This window comes from Pectobacterium fontis (assembly GCF_000803215.1).
In the GTDB taxonomy this organism is placed as follows: Bacteria; Pseudomonadota; Gammaproteobacteria; order Enterobacterales; family Enterobacteriaceae; genus Pectobacterium; species Pectobacterium fontis.
Genome location: NZ_JSXC01000035.1, coordinates 124,558 through 145,540, shown reverse-complemented (window position 1 = coordinate 145,540; position 20,983 = coordinate 124,558). Strand labels below are relative to the sequence as shown.

At 54.8% G+C, this 20,983-nt stretch carries 20 protein-coding genes, 1 pseudogene and 1 riboswitch; of the genes and pseudogenes, 15 read left to right on the top strand and 6 right to left on the bottom strand.

What is annotated here, in order from left to right:
- Positions 1-2 precede the first annotated feature (2 nt).
- Positions 3-80: pseudogene (locus OI69_RS20265) on the top strand (glyoxalase); the annotation flags it as partial.
- Here OI69_RS20265 and yvcK read toward each other — a convergent pair.
- Complete coding sequence (gene yvcK, locus OI69_RS13125) at positions 56-988, bottom strand: uridine diphosphate-N-acetylglucosamine-binding protein YvcK (protein WP_039351169.1); 933 nt, start codon at positions 986-988, stop codon at positions 56-58. The pseudogene OI69_RS20265 and the gene yvcK overlap by 25 nt on opposite strands.
- Before the next feature lie 286 nt (positions 989-1,274).
- A riboswitch (molybdenum cofactor riboswitch) is annotated at positions 1,275-1,423 on the top strand.
- Here yvcK and moaA point away from each other — a divergent pair.
- From moaA to OI69_RS13095, 6 genes are all read left to right on the top strand, one after another.
- A complete protein-coding gene (gene moaA, locus OI69_RS13120; RefSeq protein ID WP_039351254.1) occupies positions 1,411-2,400 on the top strand; it encodes a GTP 3',8-cyclase MoaA in 990 nt (329 codons plus the stop codon). Its footprint overlaps the riboswitch before it by 13 nt.
- A gap of 34 nt (positions 2,401-2,434) precedes the next feature.
- Positions 2,435-2,953 (top strand): molybdenum cofactor biosynthesis protein B, encoded by a 519-nt coding sequence (gene moaB, locus OI69_RS13115; protein WP_039351166.1) that lies wholly within the window; start codon positions 2,435-2,437, stop codon positions 2,951-2,953.
- 18 nt (positions 2,954-2,971) lie between these two features.
- Positions 2,972-3,466 carry a cyclic pyranopterin monophosphate synthase MoaC gene (moaC, locus tag OI69_RS13110; RefSeq protein ID WP_039351164.1) on the top strand — a complete coding sequence of 165 codons (495 nt, stop codon included), beginning with the start codon at positions 2,972-2,974 and terminating at the stop codon, positions 3,464-3,466.
- On the top strand, positions 3,463-3,708 hold the full coding sequence (moaD, locus tag OI69_RS13105; RefSeq protein WP_039351162.1) for a molybdopterin synthase sulfur carrier subunit: 246 nt from the start codon (positions 3,463-3,465) through the stop codon (positions 3,706-3,708). Before moaC ends, moaD begins: the two co-directional genes overlap by 4 nt.
- Positions 3,709-3,710: 2 nt before the next feature.
- Complete coding sequence (moaE, locus tag OI69_RS13100) at positions 3,711-4,163, top strand: molybdopterin synthase catalytic subunit MoaE (protein WP_039351159.1); 453 nt, start codon at positions 3,711-3,713, stop codon at positions 4,161-4,163.
- Between the two features lie 111 nt (positions 4,164-4,274).
- Positions 4,275-4,982: a Bax inhibitor-1/YccA family protein gene (locus OI69_RS13095; protein WP_039351158.1), complete on the top strand. Its 708-nt coding sequence runs from the start codon at positions 4,275-4,277 to the stop codon at positions 4,980-4,982.
- 68 nt (positions 4,983-5,050) lie between these two features.
- Here OI69_RS13095 and OI69_RS13090 read toward each other — a convergent pair whose 3' ends face one another.
- The 4 genes from OI69_RS13090 to hlyD are packed head-to-tail and all read right to left on the bottom strand — an operon-like array spanning position 5,051 to position 10,092.
- Complete coding sequence (locus OI69_RS13090) at positions 5,051-6,172, bottom strand: ABC transporter permease (RefSeq protein WP_039351155.1); 1,122 nt, start codon at positions 6,170-6,172, stop codon at positions 5,051-5,053.
- A gap of 9 nt (positions 6,173-6,181) precedes the next feature.
- On the bottom strand, positions 6,182-7,336 hold the full coding sequence (locus OI69_RS13085) for an ABC transporter permease (RefSeq protein ID WP_039351154.1): 1,155 nt from the start codon (positions 7,334-7,336) through the stop codon (positions 6,182-6,184).
- A complete protein-coding gene (locus OI69_RS13080) occupies positions 7,317-9,071 on the bottom strand; it encodes an ATP-binding cassette domain-containing protein (protein ID WP_039351151.1) in 1,755 nt (584 codons plus the stop codon). The genes OI69_RS13085 and OI69_RS13080 overlap by 20 nt, the downstream gene beginning before the upstream one ends.
- Positions 9,064-10,092 carry a secretion protein HlyD gene (hlyD, locus tag OI69_RS13075; RefSeq protein ID WP_039351149.1) on the bottom strand — a complete coding sequence of 343 codons (1,029 nt, stop codon included), beginning with the start codon at positions 10,090-10,092 and terminating at the stop codon, positions 9,064-9,066. The genes OI69_RS13080 and hlyD overlap by 8 nt, the downstream gene beginning before the upstream one ends.
- A gap of 482 nt (positions 10,093-10,574) precedes the next feature.
- Between hlyD and OI69_RS13065 the strand changes: the two genes are divergently transcribed.
- From OI69_RS13065 to OI69_RS13030, 8 genes are all read left to right on the top strand, one after another.
- Positions 10,575-12,683, top strand: coding sequence for a TonB-dependent receptor (locus tag OI69_RS13065; RefSeq protein ID WP_039351250.1), 2,109 nt, complete (start codon positions 10,575-10,577; stop codon positions 12,681-12,683).
- 49 nt (positions 12,684-12,732) lie between these two features.
- Positions 12,733-13,692: an ABC transporter substrate-binding protein gene (locus tag OI69_RS13060; RefSeq protein ID WP_154715550.1), complete on the top strand. Its 960-nt coding sequence runs from the start codon at positions 12,733-12,735 to the stop codon at positions 13,690-13,692.
- On the top strand, positions 13,689-14,678 hold the full coding sequence (locus tag OI69_RS13055) for a FecCD family ABC transporter permease (protein ID WP_039351142.1): 990 nt from the start codon (positions 13,689-13,691) through the stop codon (positions 14,676-14,678). Before OI69_RS13060 ends, OI69_RS13055 begins: the two co-directional genes overlap by 4 nt.
- The gene (locus OI69_RS13050) at positions 14,671-15,699 is read left to right on the top strand and encodes a FecCD family ABC transporter permease (protein ID WP_039351138.1); all 1,029 of its coding nucleotides are present in this window, start codon (positions 14,671-14,673) and stop codon (positions 15,697-15,699) included. The genes OI69_RS13055 and OI69_RS13050 overlap by 8 nt, the downstream gene beginning before the upstream one ends.
- Before the next feature lie 60 nt (positions 15,700-15,759).
- Complete coding sequence (locus OI69_RS13045; RefSeq protein ID WP_039351247.1) at positions 15,760-16,593, top strand: ABC transporter ATP-binding protein; 834 nt, start codon at positions 15,760-15,762, stop codon at positions 16,591-16,593.
- Positions 16,583-17,392 (top strand): IucA/IucC family C-terminal-domain containing protein, encoded by an 810-nt coding sequence (locus OI69_RS13040; RefSeq protein WP_039351137.1) that lies wholly within the window; start codon positions 16,583-16,585, stop codon positions 17,390-17,392. Before OI69_RS13045 ends, OI69_RS13040 begins: the two co-directional genes overlap by 11 nt.
- A gap of 297 nt (positions 17,393-17,689) precedes the next feature.
- Positions 17,690-19,099, top strand: a complete 1,410-nt coding sequence (gene rhlE, locus OI69_RS13035; RefSeq protein ID WP_039351134.1) for an ATP-dependent RNA helicase RhlE — start codon at positions 17,690-17,692, stop codon at positions 19,097-19,099.
- Positions 19,100-19,319: 220 nt separating this feature from the next.
- Positions 19,320-19,655 (top strand): YegP family protein, encoded by a 336-nt coding sequence (locus OI69_RS13030; protein WP_039351244.1) that lies wholly within the window; start codon positions 19,320-19,322, stop codon positions 19,653-19,655.
- A 48-nt stretch (positions 19,656-19,703) separates the two neighbouring features.
- Here the strand turns inward: OI69_RS13030 and pepT are convergent, their stop codons facing one another.
- Positions 19,704-20,939, bottom strand: a complete 1,236-nt coding sequence (pepT, locus tag OI69_RS13025) for a peptidase T (protein WP_039351131.1) — start codon at positions 20,937-20,939, stop codon at positions 19,704-19,706.
- Positions 20,940-20,983: the final 44 nt, after the last annotated feature.

Below are 20,983 nucleotides of genomic sequence, written 5' to 3'. Positions count from 1 at the left end.
TGGGGCAGCAGGTAACGCGCTTCCTGAGCCCCGAAGGGATTCTGGTTGGCGTGACTTATACGCCGTGGCTGCGGGATTGAGAACTCAGCAACTGGAGTGCGCGATCGATGGCCTGACGCAGTAGCTCACGGTCGTGGTGGTGGGGGACATCTTCTGCTGCCAGTGCCTGCTGCACGATCAGGCGGTCGCCGATCTGGCTGATATCGACTTTCGGGCCGACAATGGCCGCATCCACCACCGATTTACCCACTTTACGTTCAATCCAGCATAATTTTTCTGCCAGCGTCAGGCGGGCGGCGGGGTTACTCTGCTCATTGCCCAGATTGCCGATATACACCATAGGGGCAGGTGTACGACGGAGCGCCTGCGTCAGATCGTCCAATAGCAGCAGCGGCATCAGGCTGGTCAGAAAGCTGCCGGGGCCAATCAAAATCAGATCGGCTTTCGCGATGGCATCAATGGCTTCCCGCGTGGCTTTTACCGTCGGGTACAGCATTAAATCTTGCGGCAAGGTCGCTAACTGATCGATCTCGACCTCGCCATAAACGGGATTACCCTGTTCATCAATCGCCATCAAATCGACAGGATGTTCGGACATCGGAATTAAAAACGCGTCCACTTTGAGCAGGTTGCGAATCAGATTGATGGCTTCCAGCGGTCGCACGCTCAGGTGGTCGAGCGCTTTGAGCATCAGATTACCCAGATTGTGTCCGGCAAGTTCGCCGTTACCGTTAAAGCGGTACTCAAACATCGCAGAGGCTACGCTGGGCGTGGTGATCAACTGGTTCAGGCAATTGCGGGTATCACCCCAGGCGATACCGCCTTCAGAGCGACGAATGCGGCCAGTCGAACCGCCGTTATCGGTCGTCGTGACAATGCCGGTTAGCCGTGAACCCAGAGAAGAGAGCGAAGACATCACACGGCCTAAACCGTGCCCGCCTCCTAACGCGACAACCCTGTCGAGGTCGGCCAACGTGCGATTGCGCATAGAAAACCTTATGAATGAGCCAGAGAAATATTAACTACATGTGACGATCGTCGCTAAGGTAGCTGATTTCAACGTAAAAGGCGAAAAATCCTCATCCAGGCATGACCTGAGACAATTTCTGTCGCACATTTTTCCGTATGCTGTGCATCATAAGGTATTGAATATTCGTTATATATTTAATTATATACCGATTTTGAGAGTGGTTGACTGTGCTTTTTCGCAGTAGACTATTCAATGAAATCACGATTCTTTATCGGCAGTTTTGCCGTTATCTGACGGATAACCGATAGGAATCAAACTCCTAGCCTTGGTGCCTAAGTGATGCGCGTCGTGCGCGTGATACGGTGCCCTGGCCGTGGCCTTTGCGGTCACCAGGGTGCGAGGTAGAAATGCCTGCATCTCCCGTATTTGGAAAGGTGTTTATGGTGAGTCAACTGACTGATGCGTTTGCGCGCAAGTTTTACTATTTGCGTCTGTCTATCACAGACGTCTGCAATTTTCGCTGTACCTACTGCCTGCCGGATGGTTATCAGGCTAATGGCACCAACCCACATCGCTTTTTGTCACTCGATGAGATTCGTCGCGTCAGCCGCGCTTTCGCCGCATTAGGGACGGAAAAAGTTCGCCTCACGGGGGGCGAACCCTCTTTGCGTCGTGATTTTGTCGAGATCATCGCGGCAATCCGTGAAAATCCAGCCATTCGCACGTTGGCGGTAACCACCAATGGCTACCGTCTGGCGCGCGACGTTGCGCAGTGGCGCGCGGCGGGGCTTACGTCGCTGAACGTCAGCGTGGACAGTCTGGATGCGCGCCAGTTTCACGCGATTACCGGGCAGGATAAATTCCGTCAGGTGATGGCGGGTATCGATGCGGCCTTTGACTGTGGTTTCGCCAAGGTCAAGGTCAACACGGTGCTGATGCGTGATGTGAATGCGGGCAGCCTGCAAACCTTTCTCGACTGGATTAAACACCGCCCGATTCAACTGCGCTTTATTGAACTTATGGAAACGGGAGAAGGGGGCGACCTGTTTCGTCGTCACCATGTTTCCGGTGACGTGATTCGTCAGCAACTCTTGCAGCAAGGCTGGCAACAGCAACCGCGTGCCCGTAGCGACGGCCCCGCACAGGTATTTTGCCACCCTGACTATCAGGGCGAAATCGGGCTGATCATGCCGTATGAGAAAGATTTCTGTCTGAGCTGCAACCGCCTGCGTGTCTCTGCGGTGGGGAACCTGCACCTGTGCCTGTTTGGCGAGCAAGGCATTCCACTGCGCGACTTGCTGGCCGACGATGGTCATCTCGATGATTTAAAAATGCGTATTTCAGGCGGATTGTCGGCGAAGAAGCAGACTCACTTCCTGCATGAAGGCAACAGCGGCATGACGCAAAACCTGTCATTTATCGGCGGTTAATCCGCGACATCACTGATTCTTAAAGGAGCCTGACATGAGCAAAGTCAGCAGCGAATTCGTTTCTCTTAATCTTGCGGTACTGACCGTTTCCGAACGCCGTACGGCGGAAGATGACACCTCCGGTGACTACCTGCGCGACGCGGCGCAGTCAGCAGGGCACCACATTGTTGCGAGCGCCATCGTAAAAGAGAATCTGTACCAGATTCGTGCACAAATCTCGGCGTGGATTGCCCGCGATGAAGTACAGGGCATTCTGATTAACGGCGGGACGGGCTTTACGGCAGGGGATGTCGTGCCGGAGGCCATTCGCGTCCTGTTCGATCGGGAAATTGAAGGTTTTGGCGAACTGTTTCGCATGGTGTCGTATGAAGATATCGGCACGGCAACGCTGCAATCGCGTGCGCTTGCCGGTCTGGCGAATCAGACGGTGATTTTCGCCATGCCTGGCTCGGCTCGCGCCTGCCGCACCGCGTGGGAGCGTATCATTCAGGACCAACTGGATGCGCGTCAGAAACCTTGTAATTTCTATCCACACTTAAAAAAATCCTCTTAACGGAAAGTCTGGTTCACTATGTCATCCTCTAAGCCACAATTGACCCACCTTAACGCCGCTGGCGAAGCCGCAATGGTGGACGTTTCCGCCAAAGCCGAAACGGTACGTGAAGCTCGCGCGGAAGCCTTTGTTGAAATGGCGCCGCAGACGCTGGCGATGATTATTGCCGGGAGTCACCATAAAGGCGATGTCTTCGCGACTGCACGTATCGCCGGCATTCAGGCGGCGAAACGTACCTGGGAACTGATCCCGCTCTGTCACCCGCTGCTGTTGAGTAAGGTTGCGGTCGAACTGGAGGCACAGCCGGAGCACAATCGGGTGCGTATCGAGTCTCTCTGTCGCCTGACGGGGAAAACTGGCGTGGAGATGGAGGCGTTGACGGCTGCTTCTGTCGCTGCCCTGACTATCTATGACATGTGCAAAGCCGTGCAAAAAGACATGGTGATTGGTCCGGTGCGGCTGCTGGCAAAAAGCGGCGGCAAATCCGGTGATTTTACGGCGGAGGGCGCATGATTAAGGTGCTGTTTTTTGCGCAAGTGCGCGAACTGATCGAGACCGATAGCCTGTCGCTGCCTGCTGAGTATGCCACCGTAGAGGATGTCCGACAGGCACTGTGTCTGCGTGGCGCGCGTTGGGCATTGGCGCTGGAGTCCGGCAAGCTGTTGGCGGCGGTGAATCAGTCGCTGGTTGAACTGACTCATCCGTTACAAGACGGCGATGAAGTGGCGTTTTTCCCACCGGTAACGGGAGGTTGATCGTGACAGATACGCGTATTCGGGTGGGTGAAGCGAATTTCAACGTGGGCGAGGAATACCAGTGGCTGGCGCAGTGTGATGAAGACGGCGCGGTGGTGACGTTCACCGGTAAAGTGCGTAATCACAATCTGGCGAAAAACGTCAGCGCGTTGACGCTGGAACATTATCCCGGCATGACGGAAAAGGCGCTGACGGAGATTGTCGAACTGGCGCGCAAACGTTGGGAATTGCCGCGTGTCAGCGTGATCCATCGGGTGGGCGCGCTCTATCCGGGCGAGGAAATTGTGTTTGTTGGCGTGAGTGCTGCCCACCGCAGCGCGGCGTTTGATGCCGCTCAGTTCATTATGGATTACCTGAAAACCCGCGCACCGTTCTGGAAACGGGAGGCGACGCCGGAAGGTGAGCGCTGGGTAGAATCACGCGACAGCGATAAACAGGCTGCGCAACGCTGGTAGGCGATTTCTGTGTTAGGATAACAGTATGGCGGGGAGCATCTATTCCGTCTCGCTCCCCAATCAGGCGGCTGACACCGCGTTAATCAGATAACTTTATGCAAAGGTAACATCATGGACAGATATCCACGCTCGGGTTCAATCGTTGAACGCTCGCAGTCTGGTCTTCAGACCTATATGGCGCAGGTTTATGGCTGGATGTGCTGTGGCCTCCTGCTGACGGCATTTGTATCCTGGAATGCGGCGAATACGCCAGCGGTATTGGAGTTTGTGTTTTCCAGTAAGGTCACATTTTATGGACTGATTATTGCCCAACTGGGACTGGTATTTGTGATTTCTGGTATGGTGCAGCGCCTGAGTGGTGCCGTTGCCACCTCGCTGTTCATGCTGTATTCCGCGCTGACGGGGCTGACGCTTTCCAGCATTTTCGCCATTTACTCTACGGAATCCATTGCCAGTACCTTTGTGATTACGGCGGGGATGTTCGGGGCGATGAGCCTGTATGGCTACACCACGAAGCGTGATTTGAGCGGCTTCGGCAGTATGCTGTTCATGGCGTTGATCGGGATTATATTGGCTTCGCTGGTGAATATGTGGCTGAAGAGTGAAGCGCTGATGTGGGCAGTAACCTATATTGGCGTGGTGGTGTTTGTTGGTTTGACGGCGTATGACACCCAGAAACTGAAAAATATCGGCGAGCAGTTGTCCGTTGATGACAAAGACAACTTCCGCAAATACGCCATTGTTGGCGCGTTGACCCTGTATCTTGACTTCATCAATCTGTTCCTGATGCTGCTGCGTATTTTCGGTAATCGTCGTTAATTTATTTCCCCTGTCTGGCGCAATTCCCCGCGCCAGACATCCTTCCACCGATATTCCCTTACCTGCTATTACGCGATATTCCGGCGGAAAATGGCGTAGGCTGCCGAGCCGGTGGTCAGCGTGATGATGAACAGCGGCCATAAACTTCCCCAGATAATGCTGAAATCCGCATCCTTGAGGTAAATCTGTTTAGTGATATCGGTGAAGTGGCGGATTGGGTTAATCCAGGTGAGATGTTGTAACCAGATGGGCATGTTCTCAACCGGTGACACATAGCCGGAAAGCAGAATCGCAGGCATCAGGAAAACAAACACGCCGATAAACGCCTGTTGCTGCGTGGCGCACAGCGAGGAAATCAGCAGACCGAAGCCGACCAGCGACAGACCATAGATCAGCATCGTGGTGTAAAACAGCAGCAGCGATCCGGCGAAGGGGATATGAAAAACCAGTATCCCCGCCAATAGCACGATGGTGGCCTGAAACGTGGCGACAATCAGCGCGGGAACGGCTTTACCAATGAAGATTTGGCTGGTGGAGAGCGGCGAAACCAGCAGTTGCTCCAGCGTGCCTTGTTCCCGCTCGCGCGCGACAGAAAGTGCCGTAACAATCAGCACGCCAATCGTGGCGATCATGGCAATCAGCGACGGCACCACAAACCATTTATAGTCCAGATTCGGGTTATACCAGTGGCGTACCACCAGCTCGCTGTTGTGATGAGTGGCGGGGTTTGGCATAGCGCTGGCCGCCATTAATTCCAACTGATAGTCCCGCACGATGTGCTGCACATCGCTGGCGGCAATCTGTGCGCTATTGGAGCGTCTGCCGTCCAGAATAAGCTGAAGCGATGCGCTATTGCCGCTGGCGATATCACGAGAAAATTGTGGCGGGAAGCGCAGAATAAGAAGCGCACGCTGATTATCCAGCGTCGGTGCCACATCCTGCGGGCTATGCAGCATTAGCACATGAGAGAAGGATTTCGCCTTGGCAAAGCGTTGCGTCAACTCCATCGCATGGGGGCCGCTATCTTCACTGTAAATCGCGATGGTCGCATTGGTCACGTCGAGCGTCGCGGCGAAAGGAAACAGGGAAACCTGAAGGATAACCGGCAGCACCAGAATGGATCGCGTTTGCGGATCGCGCAGCAGCGATTGCAGTTCCTTGATAATCAATGTCCAGAGACGATGCAGCATTATCGCTCCCTAATCCAGCCTGCGCCGGGTTTGCCAGGCCGTCAGGCCAATAAAAACAATCGCGGAGAGAATGAGAAACAACAGGTTAGCGATCAGCACCGTACCGATATTCCCCGCGAGAAACAGTGTTTGCAGCGTATTGACGAAATAGCGTGCCGGGATGATGTAGGACACGCCACGAACAAATTCCGGCATGCTGTCGATTTCAAAAATAAAACCGGACAGCATGATGGCTGGCAGGAAGGCCGCATTTAGCGCGACCATGGCGGCGTTGAACTGGTTGCGAGTCAGCGTGGAGATCAGCAACCCCATCCCTAGCGTGCTGGCAAGAAACAGGCTGCTGATCACAAACAGCAACAGCAGTGAACCGCGATAAGGCACCTGCATGATGAAGGTCGACACCAGAATACATAGCGTCATGGCGATCATGCCAAGAAAGTAATAAGGGATAAGTTTGGACAGCAGCAGTTCAGTACGCGTGATCTGCGTCGAGAGTAGTGCCTCCATCGTCCCGCGCTCCCACTCGCGGGCGATAACTAACGAGGTGAGGATCGCACCAATCACCGTCATGATAATGGTGATCGCGCCGGGAATGATGAAGTGCTGACTGATGGCTGCCGGATTAAACCAATAGCGCGATTGCACTTCAATGAGTTGATCGAATGACTCGCCGCGATCTTCCGCTCGCTGCTGTTGCCACAGCAGCCAGATGCTTTCCGCGTATCCCTGAACGAAATTTGCTGTGTTAGGTTCGCTGCCGTCGGTGATAACCTGGATTGGCGCGCGATCGCCCGCTCGCGCCAGTCGCTCGGCAAAGTCGGTAGGGATCACAATCATGCCACGGATCCGTCCGGCCTGCATTTGCTGAATCAGGTGCTGACGATTGTTGCTAATAATGGGGTCGATAAACGGCGAGGCGGCAAAGGTATTCGCCAGATCGCGTGCGTCCTGGCTCTGTTGTTCCAGCAAGATGCCAACGTGGAGGCGGCTGGAATCCAGATTGATGCCATAGCCGAAGATAAACAGCAACAGCAGCGGGATCACGAATGCAATCAGGCCGCTGCTGGGGTCGCGTAAGATTTGGCGCGTCTCTTTCAGGCACAGTGCCCGCAGGCGGCGTGTGGAAAAATACGCACTACCTTGTTCAACCGGATTTTGTTTCATGTTCCGCCCCCTCATCGTAAGCCTGAATCAGCGCGATAAATGCTTCTTCCATCGTGGGTGAGGGCGTCTGTGTACTGGCCGCCTGATGCTTGAGTTCATCGGGGGTGCCACTGGCGATCAGCTTGCCGCGATACACCAGTCCGATGCGGTCGCAATATTCAGCCTCGTCCATAAAGTGAGTGGTGACCATCACGGTAACGCCGCGGTTAACCATGCCGTTGATGTGGATCCAGAATTCACGCCGCGTAAGTGGATCGACGCCGGAGGTCGGTTCATCGAGAAACAGAATATCCGGTTCGTGCATCAATGCGCAGGCCAGCGCCAATCGCTGCTTGAATCCTAGTGGCAAGGCATCCGGCGTTTGGCGGTAAATTGGCAGGAAGTTGAATGCCTCGGTCATGCCGGCCATTTTATCGCGCTGCTTCTTGCCCCTGAGTCCATAAACGCCGGAGAAAAAACGCAGGTTCTGTTCGACGGTCAGGTTGCCATAGAGTGAGAACTTCTGCGCCATATACCCTAAATGTTGGCGTGCTTTGCCGGAGCTGGTTTTCAGATCCATATCCAGCACCAGTGCCTTGCCTTCCGTTGGCACCAGCAGGCCGCACATCATCTTGAAAGTTGTCGATTTGCCTGCGCCATTCGGGCCGAGCAGACCGAATATTTCGCCTCGCTTGACCTGAAAACTGACGTGATCAGTCGCGGCGAAATCACCAAATTTTTTCGTCAGCCCCTGTGCTTCAATCACCGTTTCGCCGCCGCTGACGTCAATCAGCGGCATGATACTCGCCAGCGAGGAATCACTGGGCGGGCCGCCGCCCAACAGATCGATAAAGGCATCTTCAAAGCGCGGCTCGGTATCGTGCAGGCTGTTGGCTTCCAGATGTAAGGCGGAGAGCAGCGCTGCCCGATCCGCATCGGGTTTTAGCATCAGCCTGATATATTGTCCCTGAATCACGCCGTCGCTTACCTGTGGCAGACGCAGCGCTGCCTGTAACACATCCCGATGTCGGCGCTCGCCAGTATCCACCAGAATACAACGCCCGCCCATGCGTGCGGTCAGATCGCGTGGCGCACCGCGATACAGCAGTTCGCCCTCGTTCAGCAGCAGTACGTCGCGGCACTGATCCGCCTCATCGAGGTAAGACGTGCTCCACAGGATCAGCATGCCGTCGTCAGCCAGTTCGTGCACCATGTGCCACAGTTCACGGCGGGATATCGGGTCAACACCTACGCCCGGTTCGTCCAGCAAGAGCACTTTCGGCTGCCCCAGCAGGGTACAGGCCAGCCCTAATTTCTGTTTCATGCCGCCGGAGAGCTTGCCTGCCAGCCTGGCGGTAAAACGAGTCAGGTCGGTAAATGACAGCAGGCGAGCGAAGGTGTCTTTGCGCTCATCGCCGATGATGCCGCGCAAGTCGGCATACAGCGTCAGATTTTCCATGACCGTCAGATCTTCATACAGGCCGAACTTTTGCGGCATGTAGCCCAAAATGGCATGGAGCTGGCGGTCTTCGTTGATGGGATCAAGATTCGCGACACGCAGTCTGCCGCCGCTGGGCGTTAATAATCCCGCCAGCATGCGCAGCAGAGTGGTTTTACCCGCACCGTCTGGGCCAACTAGCCCCGTGACCGCGCCGCTGTGTATGTCAGCGGTCAGGCTGGCGAGCGCGGGCTTTTCCTGTCCGGTAAAGCGTTTTTCCAGCCCGTCCAACGCGATCTGCACAGGCACATTAGTCATGGCGCACCGGCTCTTGAGTCGGGTGACGATCCTCCGCGTGCGCATCTTCAACGCGCAGCGTCACTGGCATGCCCTGGCGTAATGCGTCATCGGGGTCGTTAACGACAATGCGCAGGCGGTAAACCAGATCGGTGCGGAGATCTTCGGTTTCGACGCTTTTCGGCGTGAATTCGGCGCTGGGGGAAACAAAGCCGACAGTGCCGCGATAAGGCTGGTCTGGGCGGCTATCGGTGTAAATCAGCAGGTGGCGACCGGGTACGACGCGACCAAGATTGTTCTCGCTCACGTAGGCGCGTACCCACACTGGCCGCGTCAGGGAAAGCGTGAATACGGTACTGCCCGCGGCCAGCATACTGCCTTTCTCAGCGGCGCGGGTGAGAATCACGCCAGACGAGGGGGCAAGCAGAGTGGTATCCTGCTTATCCAACTCGGCCTGTGCCAGTCCGGCTTCTGCCTGCGCTACCGCAGCCTGTGCGGCGGCGATTTCCTGTGGCCGATTGCCGCGCTCAAACTGGCTGAGTTTATCTTTCGCCGCCTGTAACGTCGCCAGCGCCTGACTACGCGCGGCTCTGGCATCGTCCAGCATATTGGCGGAAATGGCGCGTTTATCCCATAGCCCCTGCTGACGCTGGTAAAAACTATTGGCGTAATCATAGGCAGCCTGACTCTGAGCCATCTGCGCCCGTACCTGTGCGATCTCTTCCTGACGATAACCTTCTTGTGCCAACTGAAGCTGTGCCTGCGCGCTGGCGAGATTCGCCTGTGCCTGACGTTGCGCATTCCGATACGGGGCGTCATCAAGCGTTGCCAACGGTTGGCCTGCCTGTACCGCATCGCCCTCATCAACGTTCAGACTGGCCGTTCTGCCGCCGACGCGAAAGGCCAGATTGACGGTGCGGATGTCCACATTGCCGTAGAGCGTTAACGGTTTTTCCTGCTGTTTCTGATAGTGATAGAAGCCGTAACCCGCACCGAGCAGGACAAGGATGAGGGCGGCGAACGCCAGTGTTCTCTTGTTCATCACGCAGGATTCCTTTGTTTGTCAGCGGTAGGTGTGGCTCCGCAAGCCGTTAAAAAGAGCCAGCCTTTTTCTTTCTGTAAGTGATTAATAATATGACGGATTACAGGGGATTAAGAGGATTTAGCGTGATCGGCATCACAAAAATGCACGGCATCCGGTCTATATTCTCAGCGATATCCGGCCATAACATGCATAACACGTTAATTTTGTTAAAAAAATGAAAACAAATCGGTGCTATTGTAATTATTATCATTGAATGATAATAATTGTCATTAGCAATTGTATCCTGTGCTGGCAGCATTGACGTCGCTGATTGGGTTGAATGTTATCGTTCAATGCCAGACCAGTCATCACCGCCAAAGTGGTTCGCGTGAGGCGAAACATTTTGGCGTTTTTTTGTCTGTGTCGCGGTGCTACGCGTTGCAGGTGATGATGTTATTCGTGGTGCAATATATAACCAAAGGGGAAGGACAGTGAACCAAATGCGCACTTTACTCGCATTAATGCCATGCATGCTGATTGCTCCGGCGTACGCTCAGGATGACGTAACCAACAAGGATGAAAAGAGCGGTGATGAGATGGTGGTGAGCGCTTCACGCTCGAACCTCCAGCAACAAAAAGCGCCGCAGGTGGTCACGGTAATTACTAAAGAGCAAATCGAGCAGCAGATGCAGGTCACGTCTGATTCCTCGCAGATTTTGAGTAATTTGCTCCCTTCGTTTGCTCCCAGCCGCCAGAAAATGAGCGGCAGCGGTGAAACCTTCCGCGGGCGTGCACCGTTGGTTCTGATCGACGGCATCCCGCAGTCCAACCCGCTGCGTCCCACCGGACGTGAGATGCATACGGTCGATTATTCGATGGTCGAGCGTATTGAAGTGATTCACGGTGCCAACGCCACCAATGGCATGGGCGCGACGGGTGGGGTAATCAATATTATTACCCGTCGCCCGGAAAACGGTTCATTTAATCAGCACGTTAATGTGCAAACGACGATTCCGACGGAGAAAATTCGCGGTGAAACCGCCAGCTATAAAACGACCTATCGGGTCGACGGGCGTGAAGACTATCTCGACTATCTGTTCTCGATTGGTTATGAGAATCAGGGGTTGTATCTGGATGGTAACAATCGTCCCGTCGGTGTGGATAACACGCAGGGCGACACGATGGACTCCCGTGCCTACGACTTGTTAGCGAAAGTCGGGTACTGGCTGGATGATTACCAGCGCATTCAACTGAGTGTGAACCGCTATCACATCAAAGGTGACAATGACTATCTGAGCGTGGATGGTATCCGCGATCAGGGTATTCCAACCACGTCGGTACGCGGCACGCCGCCGGGTGAAGCGCCGCATAACAGTGTATGGACAACGGGCTTAACCTATGAGCACCACGATCTGGCAGGAATGAAGCTATCGGCGCTGCTGTTTAACCAACGGTATGAAGCCCTGTTTGGTGCAACGAATTCATCCTCTTTCCAGGATTCGTCGATTGCGCCGGTTGGCACGTTGTACGATCAGTCGCGCGCGATTTCCAATAAATACGGCACCAAGCTGGCGCTGACCAAAGACGATCTGCTGGATGATACGCTGAAAGTCACGGTCGGTTTCGATACCCTTTATGACAAGGGCAAGCAGGATCTCTATCTGACCCAGCGTACTTATGTGCCGGAGATGGAATACACCAACTATTCACCGTTTATTCAGGGCGAATATCAACTGCTGGATAACGTCACGTTGCATGCAGGCGTACGTCATGAAATCGCTAAACTTGAAGTTGGTAATTACCAAACGCTGGCATCCAACGGGGGTTACACGGTTCAAGGCGGTAGCCCGAAATTTAATGAAACGCTCTACAATGCGGGCATTGTTTATGCGGCGACGGATTCGCTGAGCCTGTTTGCCAACTACTCAGAAGGGTTTGGGATGCCGGACGTGGGCCGTGCACTACGTTCTATCAACCAGACGGGCATTAGCCTGAAAAATTTTGACGGCTTTAAACCGATTGTGACGGATAACGTAGAAACGGGATTCCGGTTCAAGAAAGATCGTTTCGATCTCGAAGCCAGCTACTATCAATCCAACGCAAAACTGGGTGAACGCGTGGTACAGAGTGGGGATGCCTTTACCTCCCAACGTCAGCGTACGCGTATTCAAGGCGTTGAGGTCACGGCAGGCTATCAGATCAATGAACAGCATAAGGTCAACGCGTCTTACGCTCATATGGAAGGAAAATATGACAGCAATAGCGATGGTAAGCTGGATAAGAAACTTAACGGTTTGAACAATATCGCGCCGGACCGGGTTATTGCCAGTTGGTCGGCAAACTGGAACGATAAGTGGAGTTCATTTGTGCAGGCGAATTATGCTTTTGGCCGTAGCTTTGATGATGCGGGATTGGCGTTTGATGGCTATCTGCTGATGGATGCGGCAGTGGGGTACAAACTGCCGTATGGTCGTCTTAATGTGGCGGTGGCTAACCTGCTGGATAAGCAGTACATCACCTATTATTCACAGGCGGCGCAGGCCAATGATACGCGCTATTTCTCCGGCCGCGGTCGCACGGTGACACTGGGTTATTCGATTGATTTCTAAGCTTACCCTCGTCAGTCATACTTCAAAATCAGCAGCATGGCCGCGTTTTATGCTGGCCGTGTTGTTGTCCTTTCTGCTGGCGACGCGGGTGCAGTCGGCGGAGTCGCCGCGCCAGATTCGGCATGCGCTGGGCGTCACCACGGTGACGGGGACGCCGCTGCGCATCGTGACGCTGTTTCAGGGGGCGACGGATTCTGCTGTGGCGCTGGGAATCAAACCGATCGGCGTGGTGGAATCGTGGACGGAGAAGCCGATTTACCGCTACCTCCGCCCCGCCTTGCAGGGCGTGACGCTGGTCGGGCTGGAAACGCAGCCCAGTCTGGAAACCATCGCGTTACTTAAGCCCGATCTCATCGTGGCCTCCGCGTATCGACATGAAAAAATCTACGGTTTGCTGTCACAGATCGCGCCGACCATTGCGCTGGAGCAGGTATCTGAATTCAAGGACACGGTGCAGATGATGGGCGTGGCGTTAAATCGTGAGGATAAATCACGCGAGATATTATCCCACTGGCAGCAGCGTGTGGATGCGCTGCGCGATCGGTTGAAAATGCGGTTCGGCGAGCGCTGGCCGCTTAGCGTGTCCGTTCTCGAATTCCGTGAAGACCATCTGCGTAGCTATCTGCCCGCCAGCTTTGCCGGGTCGGTGCTGTCGGAAATCGGTTTTGTCTGGACGCGACCGGAAAGCTATACGTCGGGGGTGATGCAAAAACTGACGAGCAAAGAGAGCATCCCGGTGGTGGATGCCGATCTGTTCTTTGTGCTGCTGCGTTCCGGTAAGCCTGCGGTAGAGCAGAATTACCGGGAGTGGCAGGCGCACCCGCTGTGGCAGCGGCTGCGTGCGCCCCGAGAGAAACAAGTTTATCTGGTAGATAATGTTGCCTGGAGCCTGTCTGGCGGTATTTTGGGCGCGAATAACATGTTGGACGATATCGAAAAGCAGTTTGCTGACAAGGCCGAACCATCCGATAAACAACGGGAGTTCGCAAAGGAGAGTCCGACGCGATGAGAAAGTGCATCGTGACAGCCGCGGGTGCCGCATTACTGCTGCTGAGTATTGTCGCCAGCCTGATGTTGGGGCAAACCACGATTTCGTTTAGTGCGGTGTTCAGGGCGTTGTTCCATTACGATCCCCAGCAGATCGACCAGATACTGGTGCTGACGACGCGGCTGTCGCGAACCGTCATTGCTATTATTGTCGGCGCAAGCCTTGCCGTTGCCGGCGCATTGATGCAGGCGTTGACGCGAAACCCGCTGGCCTCGCCGGGCCTATTTGGCATCAATGCCGGAGCCATGTTTGCGATTGTGCTGCTGTCTTCGTTATTGACCTTTTCTTCACAGAGTGCGCTGGCGTGGACGGCCTATCTGGGGGCTGCTGTGGCGGGCGTTATGGTGTATGTGCTGGGAACGCTGGGCCATGCCCGATCCAGCCACTTACGCATTGTGCTGGCCGGTGCCGCCATTAGTGCGCTGTTTATTTCGTTTACGCAGGCGCTGCTGGTGATCAATCAGGATGGACTGGACAGCATGCTGTTTTGGCTGGCGGGGTCGGTATCCGGGCGTAGCCTGTCGATGCTATTACCGTTATGGCCGTACTTTGCTATTGCGTTATTCCTTGCGTTGCTGCTGGCGCGTCACCTGAATATTTTGGTAGCGGGCGACGAGATCGCCAGAGGGTTGGGGCAGCGAACCGCGCTGGTACGTGCGTTATCCGGGCTGTGTGTGATCGGCCTGGCGGGTGGCGCGGTAGCGATTGCCGGAAATATTGGTTTTATCGGACTGATTGTGCCGCATATCGTGCGCCGCGTGCTGTCTGCCGATCATCGCTGGCTGTTGCCCGGCTGCGCGATTTGCGGTGCCACGCTGCTGCTGCTGGCTGATATTGCTTCGCGTTTGCTGATTATGCCGCAAGAGGTGCCGATTGGCGCAATGACTGCGCTACTGGGGGCACCATTCTTCATTTATCTGGCAAGAAGGGGAATGCGGCATGGGTAAGAGGCTTACCGTGCGTGCGGGAATAGTGTCGCGCCAGATTGATTTACGCACGTCTGGTGTCGCGCTTTCGCTGTTACTCGTCGTGCTAGCCGTGATGTTCATCTCGCTGTCTCTGGGGCAAGTGAGGCTGACTCCCGCACAGATAGGCTCCGCGCTATTGGGAACGACGGACAGCGGCGTGCATTTTATCGTCAACGAACTGCGTTTGCCGCGCGCGCTACTGGCGCTGTTGGTGGGCGGTGCGCTGGCAATATCCGGCTTGATTCTGCAAAGTATTGTGCGTAATCCGCTGGCTTCGCCGGATATTTTAGGGATAACCAGCGGCGCTTCGGCGGCGGCGGTAGGCTTCCTCGCGTTTTTGGCGACGACGATAAGCCAGCGCTGGTTGCCGCTTGCCGCGATGGGCGGAGCGTGGATCACGGCTGTCGCCATTTATCTGCTGGCCTGGAAGCAGGGGACGTCGCCGCTACGGCTGGTACTGGTTGGCGTCGGGCTGTCTGCAATCATGGGCGCGGCGGTGACGATGATACTGGTGTTTAGCCCGATAGGCACCACGCTGACGGCCTATGTCTGGCTGACGGGCAGTATTTATGGCGCACAGTGGCAGCATGTGTCGGCGCTGGCGGGCTGGCTGTTGCTTGGCGCGCCGTTTCTGGTGGGGCTGGCGCGACATGTTAATGTCCATGAGCTAGATGACGCACTGGCCTGCGGCGTCGGCCAATCTGTCGGACGCATCCGGCTCGCGTTGCTGACGTTAAGCGTCGCGCTGGCGGGAGCGGCGATTGCCTATGCGGGCGCGATGGCGTTTGTCGGCCTGCTGGCTCCGCATATTGCGAAAAAGCTGGCGAGCCGTTCATTCCCCGGCCTCGCTTTGGTGTCGGCGCTGACGGGCGGGTTGCTGGTGATGGTGGCCGATTTGATTGGCCGTACGGCGTTCCTGCCGTTGGATCTGCCAGCCGGCATTTTTATCTCCGTACTGGGGACGCCTTTCTTTATCTACTTATTGCTTCGGCAACGCTAGTCAGATGAAGGGACGATACTTTCAACAAATATGCCTTTAACGAATATGTCTTCAGAGAATATGCATTCAACGAACAGTGAGTCCCGTGAGGCGATTGCCAGCCAGTCGCTGACGCTAAGCTACGATAAGCAGATTGTGATTGATGCGCTGGATATCACGTTGCCGGCCCAAAAGATTTCGGTGCTGGTGGGCAGTAATGGCTGTGGCAAGAGCACCTTGCTGAAATCATTCGCTCGCCTGCTGAAACCAACAAACGGGACGATTATTGTCAATGGCGCGGATATCCATCGGCAATCCACCGTTGAGGTGGCAAAGTCACTGGCGATACTGCCGCAAACGCCGACGGCGCCGGAAGGCCTCACGGTTTATCAACTGGTGAAGATGGGGCGCTACCCGCATCAATCATGGTTAAAGCAGTGGTCAACGACGGATGAAGAGAACGTGCTTCAGGCGTTGCAGAGCACCGGCGTACTGGCATTAAAGGATCGTACGGTAGATTCCTTGTCTGGCGGGCAGCGTCAGCGGGTGTGGATCGCTATGACGCTGGCGCAGGATACCGATATTCTCCTGCTGGATGAGCCAACGACCTATCTCGATCTGGCACATCAGATGGAGATACTGGATTTGCTACGGGAACTGAATCTTCAGCAGCAGAAGACTATCGTCATGGTTTTACATGATTTGAATCTGGCGTGTCGCTACGCACACCACATGGTGGCCGTTCATGACAGGACGGTGTTTGCGCAGGGTAATCCGCGCGACATTCTCACGGAAGCTACGGTAAAAACGGTATTTAACCTGAACTGTCGCATCATTGACGATCCGTTCTTTGGCACGCCGCTATGCATTCCGTTTGGGCGTGAAGTCGCGGGGAAGTCGGCCGATGTACGTTAATCGTCTAACGCCGCCGCAGTGGGCAATGCTCTCTGACACGCTGCAATTAACAGAGGCCTCTCAGCAAACAGAGCAGGATCGTTGCCCAAGCAGCCGGATACTGGATGCAGACTATTGTCGATTGCTGCTCGAAAAACTGACGCCAGCGTTGCTGTCTCCGTCGATCGCGATTACAGCCTCGCTATTGGTAAAACGGATCGGGTTCCTGACCACCGCCTCCAGCCTGTACGCCATGTCGGTGTATAACAAAGGGTTGAACATGGCGCTGGATAACTGCGTGCTGGAATTCGGGCACCAGCGCCTGTGGACGTCGACCATGCCGCTTTACGATCTCACGGTATCCCAGCCGCAAGCGGGCATGCGCGACGCATGGCGCGCTAGCCTGTTCGACACGCTGTTTGCTCAACATCTGTCGCCGATGTTGCTTACGTTATCAGCGGTATCGGGCGTGTCGCGGCGTATCCTGTGGGAAAATGTCGCGGTGCGGGTGTTCTCGTTATATGAGCAGCGTATTAAGTGGGACGATCCCGGGGCGGTTTGTTCGCCGGGGATGACGCTGGCACAGCAGGTTCAGCAAGATTTTGACGCCTTACTGTCGGCACCCGGTGAACGTTTTGGCTGTGATGACAACCCGCTGAAGCCGTTCTTTCGTGCGAAAATGCGGGTTCCCTCGGCGAAAAACGCAACCAGCTTTCGTCACGTACGCTTTCGCCGCACCTGCTGCTTTTATTATAAAGCGTCGCAGCCGCAGGAATATTGTAATAACTGCCCCTTGTTGCGCCCCGCAAAAAAAACGTAGGGAACGTTTTTCAACGTTGCTTGCGACGGCCCGTAGGGTGGCGAGCAGGAAGCTCGCCATACAAAATGGGCCGATGCAGAGAAATATCCCTTAGTGGTCAGAATCTCTGCTACAATCGTCGGCAGTCATGCACTGTAGTTGTGCCCGTTCATCGTGGTTGTTGCGTATGTCGTTGTTTTACGTAAATGGTTATATGAGTTGTTACGTTAATAGTGGCCCGTCAAACCCGCCTTATTGACCCTCTGAAAACTACACCGGCTGTTGTCCGGTCAGAGCGGATCTGGAGTAGTTCTTTTTATGTCATTTGATTCTCTCGGCCTGAGTGCCGATATTCTGCGTGCGATTGAAGAGCAGGGTTATCGCGATCCTACCCCTGTACAGCGTCAGGCGATCCCTGTGGTGCTGGAAGGGCGCGATTTGATGGCCAGCGCACAAACGGGCACGGGTAAGACGGCGGGTTTCACGTTGCCATTGTTGCAACTGCTGAACAGTCGTGAAGCGCAGAATAAGGGGAAAGGCCGCCGTCCGGTACGGGCGCTGATCCTGACGCCAACCCGTGAGCTGGCGGCGCAGATTGATGAAAATGTGAAGGCGTACAGTAAGTATCTGCGCCTGCGTTCACTGGTGGTATTCGGCGGGGTGAGCATTAACCCGCAGATGATGAAACTGCGCGGCGGCGTGGATATTCTGGTGGCGACGCCGGGGCGTTTGCTCGATCTGGAACACCAGAACGCCGTCGATCTGTCACAGATTGAAATTTTGGTGCTGGATGAAGCGGATCGTATGCTGGATATGGGCTTCATTCACGATATTCGTCGTGTACTGGCGAAGCTGCCCGCTAAACGTCAGAACCTGCTGTTCTCCGCCACATTCTCTGATGAGATCAAAGCGCTGGCGAACAAGCTTCTCACCAATCCGGCCTCGGTTGAAGTCGTGCGTCGTAATACGCCGTCTGAACTGGTTACGCAGCATGTCCATTTTGTCGATAAGCGCCGTAAGCGCGAGCTGCTGTCGCAACTGATCGGTGAAAACAACTGGCAGCAGGTGTTGGTGTTTACCCGCACCAAGCACGGCGCGAATCATCTGGCTGAACTGCTGGAAAAAGACGGCATTACCGCCGCGGCGATTCACGGGAATAAAAGTCAGGGCGCGCGTACTCGTGCGCTGGCGAACTTCAAAGATGGCAGCATTCGCGTGCTGGTCGCGACGGATATTGCCGCGCGTGGTCTGGATATCGACCAACTGCCGCACGTCGTGAACTATGAGCTACCGAATGTGCCGGAAGATTACGTTCACCGTATTGGTCGTACCGGTCGTGCGGAAGCCACGGGGGAAGCGCTGTCGCTGGTGTGCGTGGATGAGCACAAGCTGCTGCGTGATATCGAACGCCTATTGAAGCGCGAAATTCCGCGTATCGCTATCGAAGGCTATGAGCCGGATCCCTCTATCAAGGCTGAACCGATTGTGAATGGTCGTCAGGGCAACCGTGGCGGCGGCGCACGTAACGGAGCGCCGCGCGGTCAGTCCGAGCGTAGTCAAGGTCAGAGCGAACGCCGTTCGACCGAGGGTAATCGTCAGCCGCGCAAAACGGGCGGTAACAGCGATAGCCCTTGGGGGGGCAATAAAGGTAATGGCGGTAAGGGGAATGGCGAAGGGCAACGCCGCGCACCGCGACCGCAAAACCGCAGTAAGCCAGCGGATAAATAACCTCGAGAGGGAGCCAGCGGCTCCCTTTTTACTGGCTTGAGACGTGTGTGGCGTAAAAATGTCACACCACCTTTGTCACTTTACCGTCAGTATGTTGTCCTCCATGTGGTTATAAACTGCGTTGCGTCAGGCATTTTTCATATCCTGTTTGACGGTTACTCATCTGCCGCTACGCTTTATTGCAGGTATCACTTAGCAAATGATTATCGGAGGCAATAAAGTGAGTGCGAAATTTGAAATCTTCAGTGGAAAAAATGGACAGTTTTATTTTCGTCTTAAAGCAGGAAATGGCGAACCGATACTGGCCAGTGAAGGTTACATCTCAAAAGCAGGTGCGAAAAACGGGATTGAGTCCGTGAAAGAAAACGCACCTCATGATGGACGATATGACCGCGTAGTGGCGAAAGATGGCTCACCTTATTTCACATTGAAAGCGGCGAACCATCAGATTATTGGCCGTAGTGAAATGTATAGTTCGGTTCAGGCGCGTGATAACGGTATTGAATCCGTGAAAAAGAACGCACCTGGAGCACCGACAACGGATCTGACAGAGTAGTAATACTGCTAAGCAGGCGGGGCATGCTCGCCCCGTCTGATAAACACCTTAGACGCTTTTCGCCGCCAGCAGGCATAAATTCAGCGCCACTTCATACGACTTCACAAACGATGGCACCGGTAAAAATTCAAAGCGTGAGTGGAAATTGTGCGCGCCCGTGAAGAAATTCGGCGTCAGCAGCCCTTTGGCAGACAGCGCTGCGCCATCCGTGCCGCCACGCATTGGCGTCACTTTGGGGTTGATGTCCAATTTATCCAGCGCCGCAAACAGCAGGTCGATGGCGCGACGATCATCAGTAATCGCGTTACTGATATTGCTGTAGATATCGGTGAGGGTATAGCTCACGCCGCCCGTCGGGTATTGAGCCGCAATCTTGTCGGCAATGGTTGCGATTTGCTGCTTACGCTGTTCAAACGTCGCTAAATCGAAATCCCGAATCGACGCTTTGAGTTTCGCTTCGTTGGCATTTGCTGTTAGATCGTTAAACCAGATGTAGCCTTCGCGTCCCTCGGTGTGCTCTGGCGTCTGCTGACGATCGAACTGGCTGATAAAATCATGTGCCATGAGCAGCGGGTTAACTAACACGCCTTTCGCCGACATCGGGTGCGCCGGCACGCCGGTAAAGCGAATTTCCGCAGAAGCCGCGTTGAAATTCTCATACACCACTTCACCCAGTTCGCAACAGTCGATGGTGTAGGCAAAATCGACATCGAAGCGTTTGAGGTCGAGCGCTTTCGCCCCGCGTAACCCAATTTCTTCATCCGGCACAAAGGCCACCACGATATCACCGTGCGGCGTCGCGTCGGTCAGGTTCTCCAGCAGCGTCATCACTACGGTAACGGCGGATTTGTTATCTGCACCGAGTACGCTGGTGCCATCGCTGAATATTATGTCCTGCCCGACATACGGCAGAATTTCCGGGTGTTCCGCCGTGCGCAGCCAGATGTCCTGTTCGGCATTCAGGCACAGGTCTTCACCGGTAAAGCGCAGCGTCTGTGGATGAATATGTGGCGACAAACCGACGTCAACCGTATCGATATGAGTAATAAAACCGATACGCGGGGCAGACGGACAGTTACCCGGCTTTACGGCGGTTACGGTTGCGTGCTCATCAATCACCACGTCTTGCAGACCCAGCGCACGGAGTTCACCCTCCAGTAATCGCGCCATCTCATGTTGTTCCGGCGTGCTGGGCAGTGTTGCCGAGCTGGCATTGCTTTGGCTGGTCACGGCGAGGTAACGATAAAAACGAGTGCTGAGTTGATGAGCCAGATTAGCTGTCATAACGAATCCCTTTTATTCAGTAAAAGCCATGATAGTTATCCTAA

Coding starts and splice junctions, on each gene's coding strand:
- OI69_RS13045 (WP_039351247.1), top strand. CDS start 15,760: ATGCATTCAACGAACAGTGAGTCCCGTGAGGCGATTGCCAGCCAGTCG.
- OI69_RS13040 (WP_039351137.1), top strand. CDS start 16,583: ATGTACGTTAATCGTCTAACGCCGCCGCAGTGGGCAATGCTCTCTGAC.
- OI69_RS13095 (WP_039351158.1), top strand. CDS start 4,275: ATGGACAGATATCCACGCTCGGGTTCAATCGTTGAACGCTCGCAGTCT.
- hlyD (WP_039351149.1), bottom strand. CDS start 10,092: ATGAACAAGAGAACACTGGCGTTCGCCGCCCTCATCCTTGTCCTGCTC.
- OI69_RS13090 (WP_039351155.1), bottom strand. CDS start 6,172: ATGCTGCATCGTCTCTGGACATTGATTATCAAGGAACTGCAATCGCTG.
- rhlE (WP_039351134.1), top strand. CDS start 17,690: ATGTCATTTGATTCTCTCGGCCTGAGTGCCGATATTCTGCGTGCGATT.
- moaA (WP_039351254.1), top strand. CDS start 1,411: ATGGTGAGTCAACTGACTGATGCGTTTGCGCGCAAGTTTTACTATTTG.
- OI69_RS13080 (WP_039351151.1), bottom strand. CDS start 9,071: ATGACTAATGTGCCTGTGCAGATCGCGTTGGACGGGCTGGAAAAACGC.
- OI69_RS13050 (WP_039351138.1), top strand. CDS start 14,671: ATGGGTAAGAGGCTTACCGTGCGTGCGGGAATAGTGTCGCGCCAGATT.
- moaB (WP_039351166.1), top strand. CDS start 2,435: ATGAGCAAAGTCAGCAGCGAATTCGTTTCTCTTAATCTTGCGGTACTG.
- OI69_RS13055 (WP_039351142.1), top strand. CDS start 13,689: ATGAGAAAGTGCATCGTGACAGCCGCGGGTGCCGCATTACTGCTGCTG.
- moaC (WP_039351164.1), top strand. CDS start 2,972: ATGTCATCCTCTAAGCCACAATTGACCCACCTTAACGCCGCTGGCGAA.
- OI69_RS13060 (WP_154715550.1), top strand. CDS start 12,733: ATGCTGGCCGTGTTGTTGTCCTTTCTGCTGGCGACGCGGGTGCAGTCG.
- yvcK (WP_039351169.1), bottom strand. CDS start 988: ATGCGCAATCGCACGTTGGCCGACCTCGACAGGGTTGTCGCGTTAGGA.
- OI69_RS13085 (WP_039351154.1), bottom strand. CDS start 7,336: ATGAAACAAAATCCGGTTGAACAAGGTAGTGCGTATTTTTCCACACGC.
- moaD (WP_039351162.1), top strand. CDS start 3,463: ATGATTAAGGTGCTGTTTTTTGCGCAAGTGCGCGAACTGATCGAGACC.
- OI69_RS13065 (WP_039351250.1), top strand. CDS start 10,575: ATGCGCACTTTACTCGCATTAATGCCATGCATGCTGATTGCTCCGGCG.
- pepT (WP_039351131.1), bottom strand. CDS start 20,939: ATGACAGCTAATCTGGCTCATCAACTCAGCACTCGTTTTTATCGTTAC.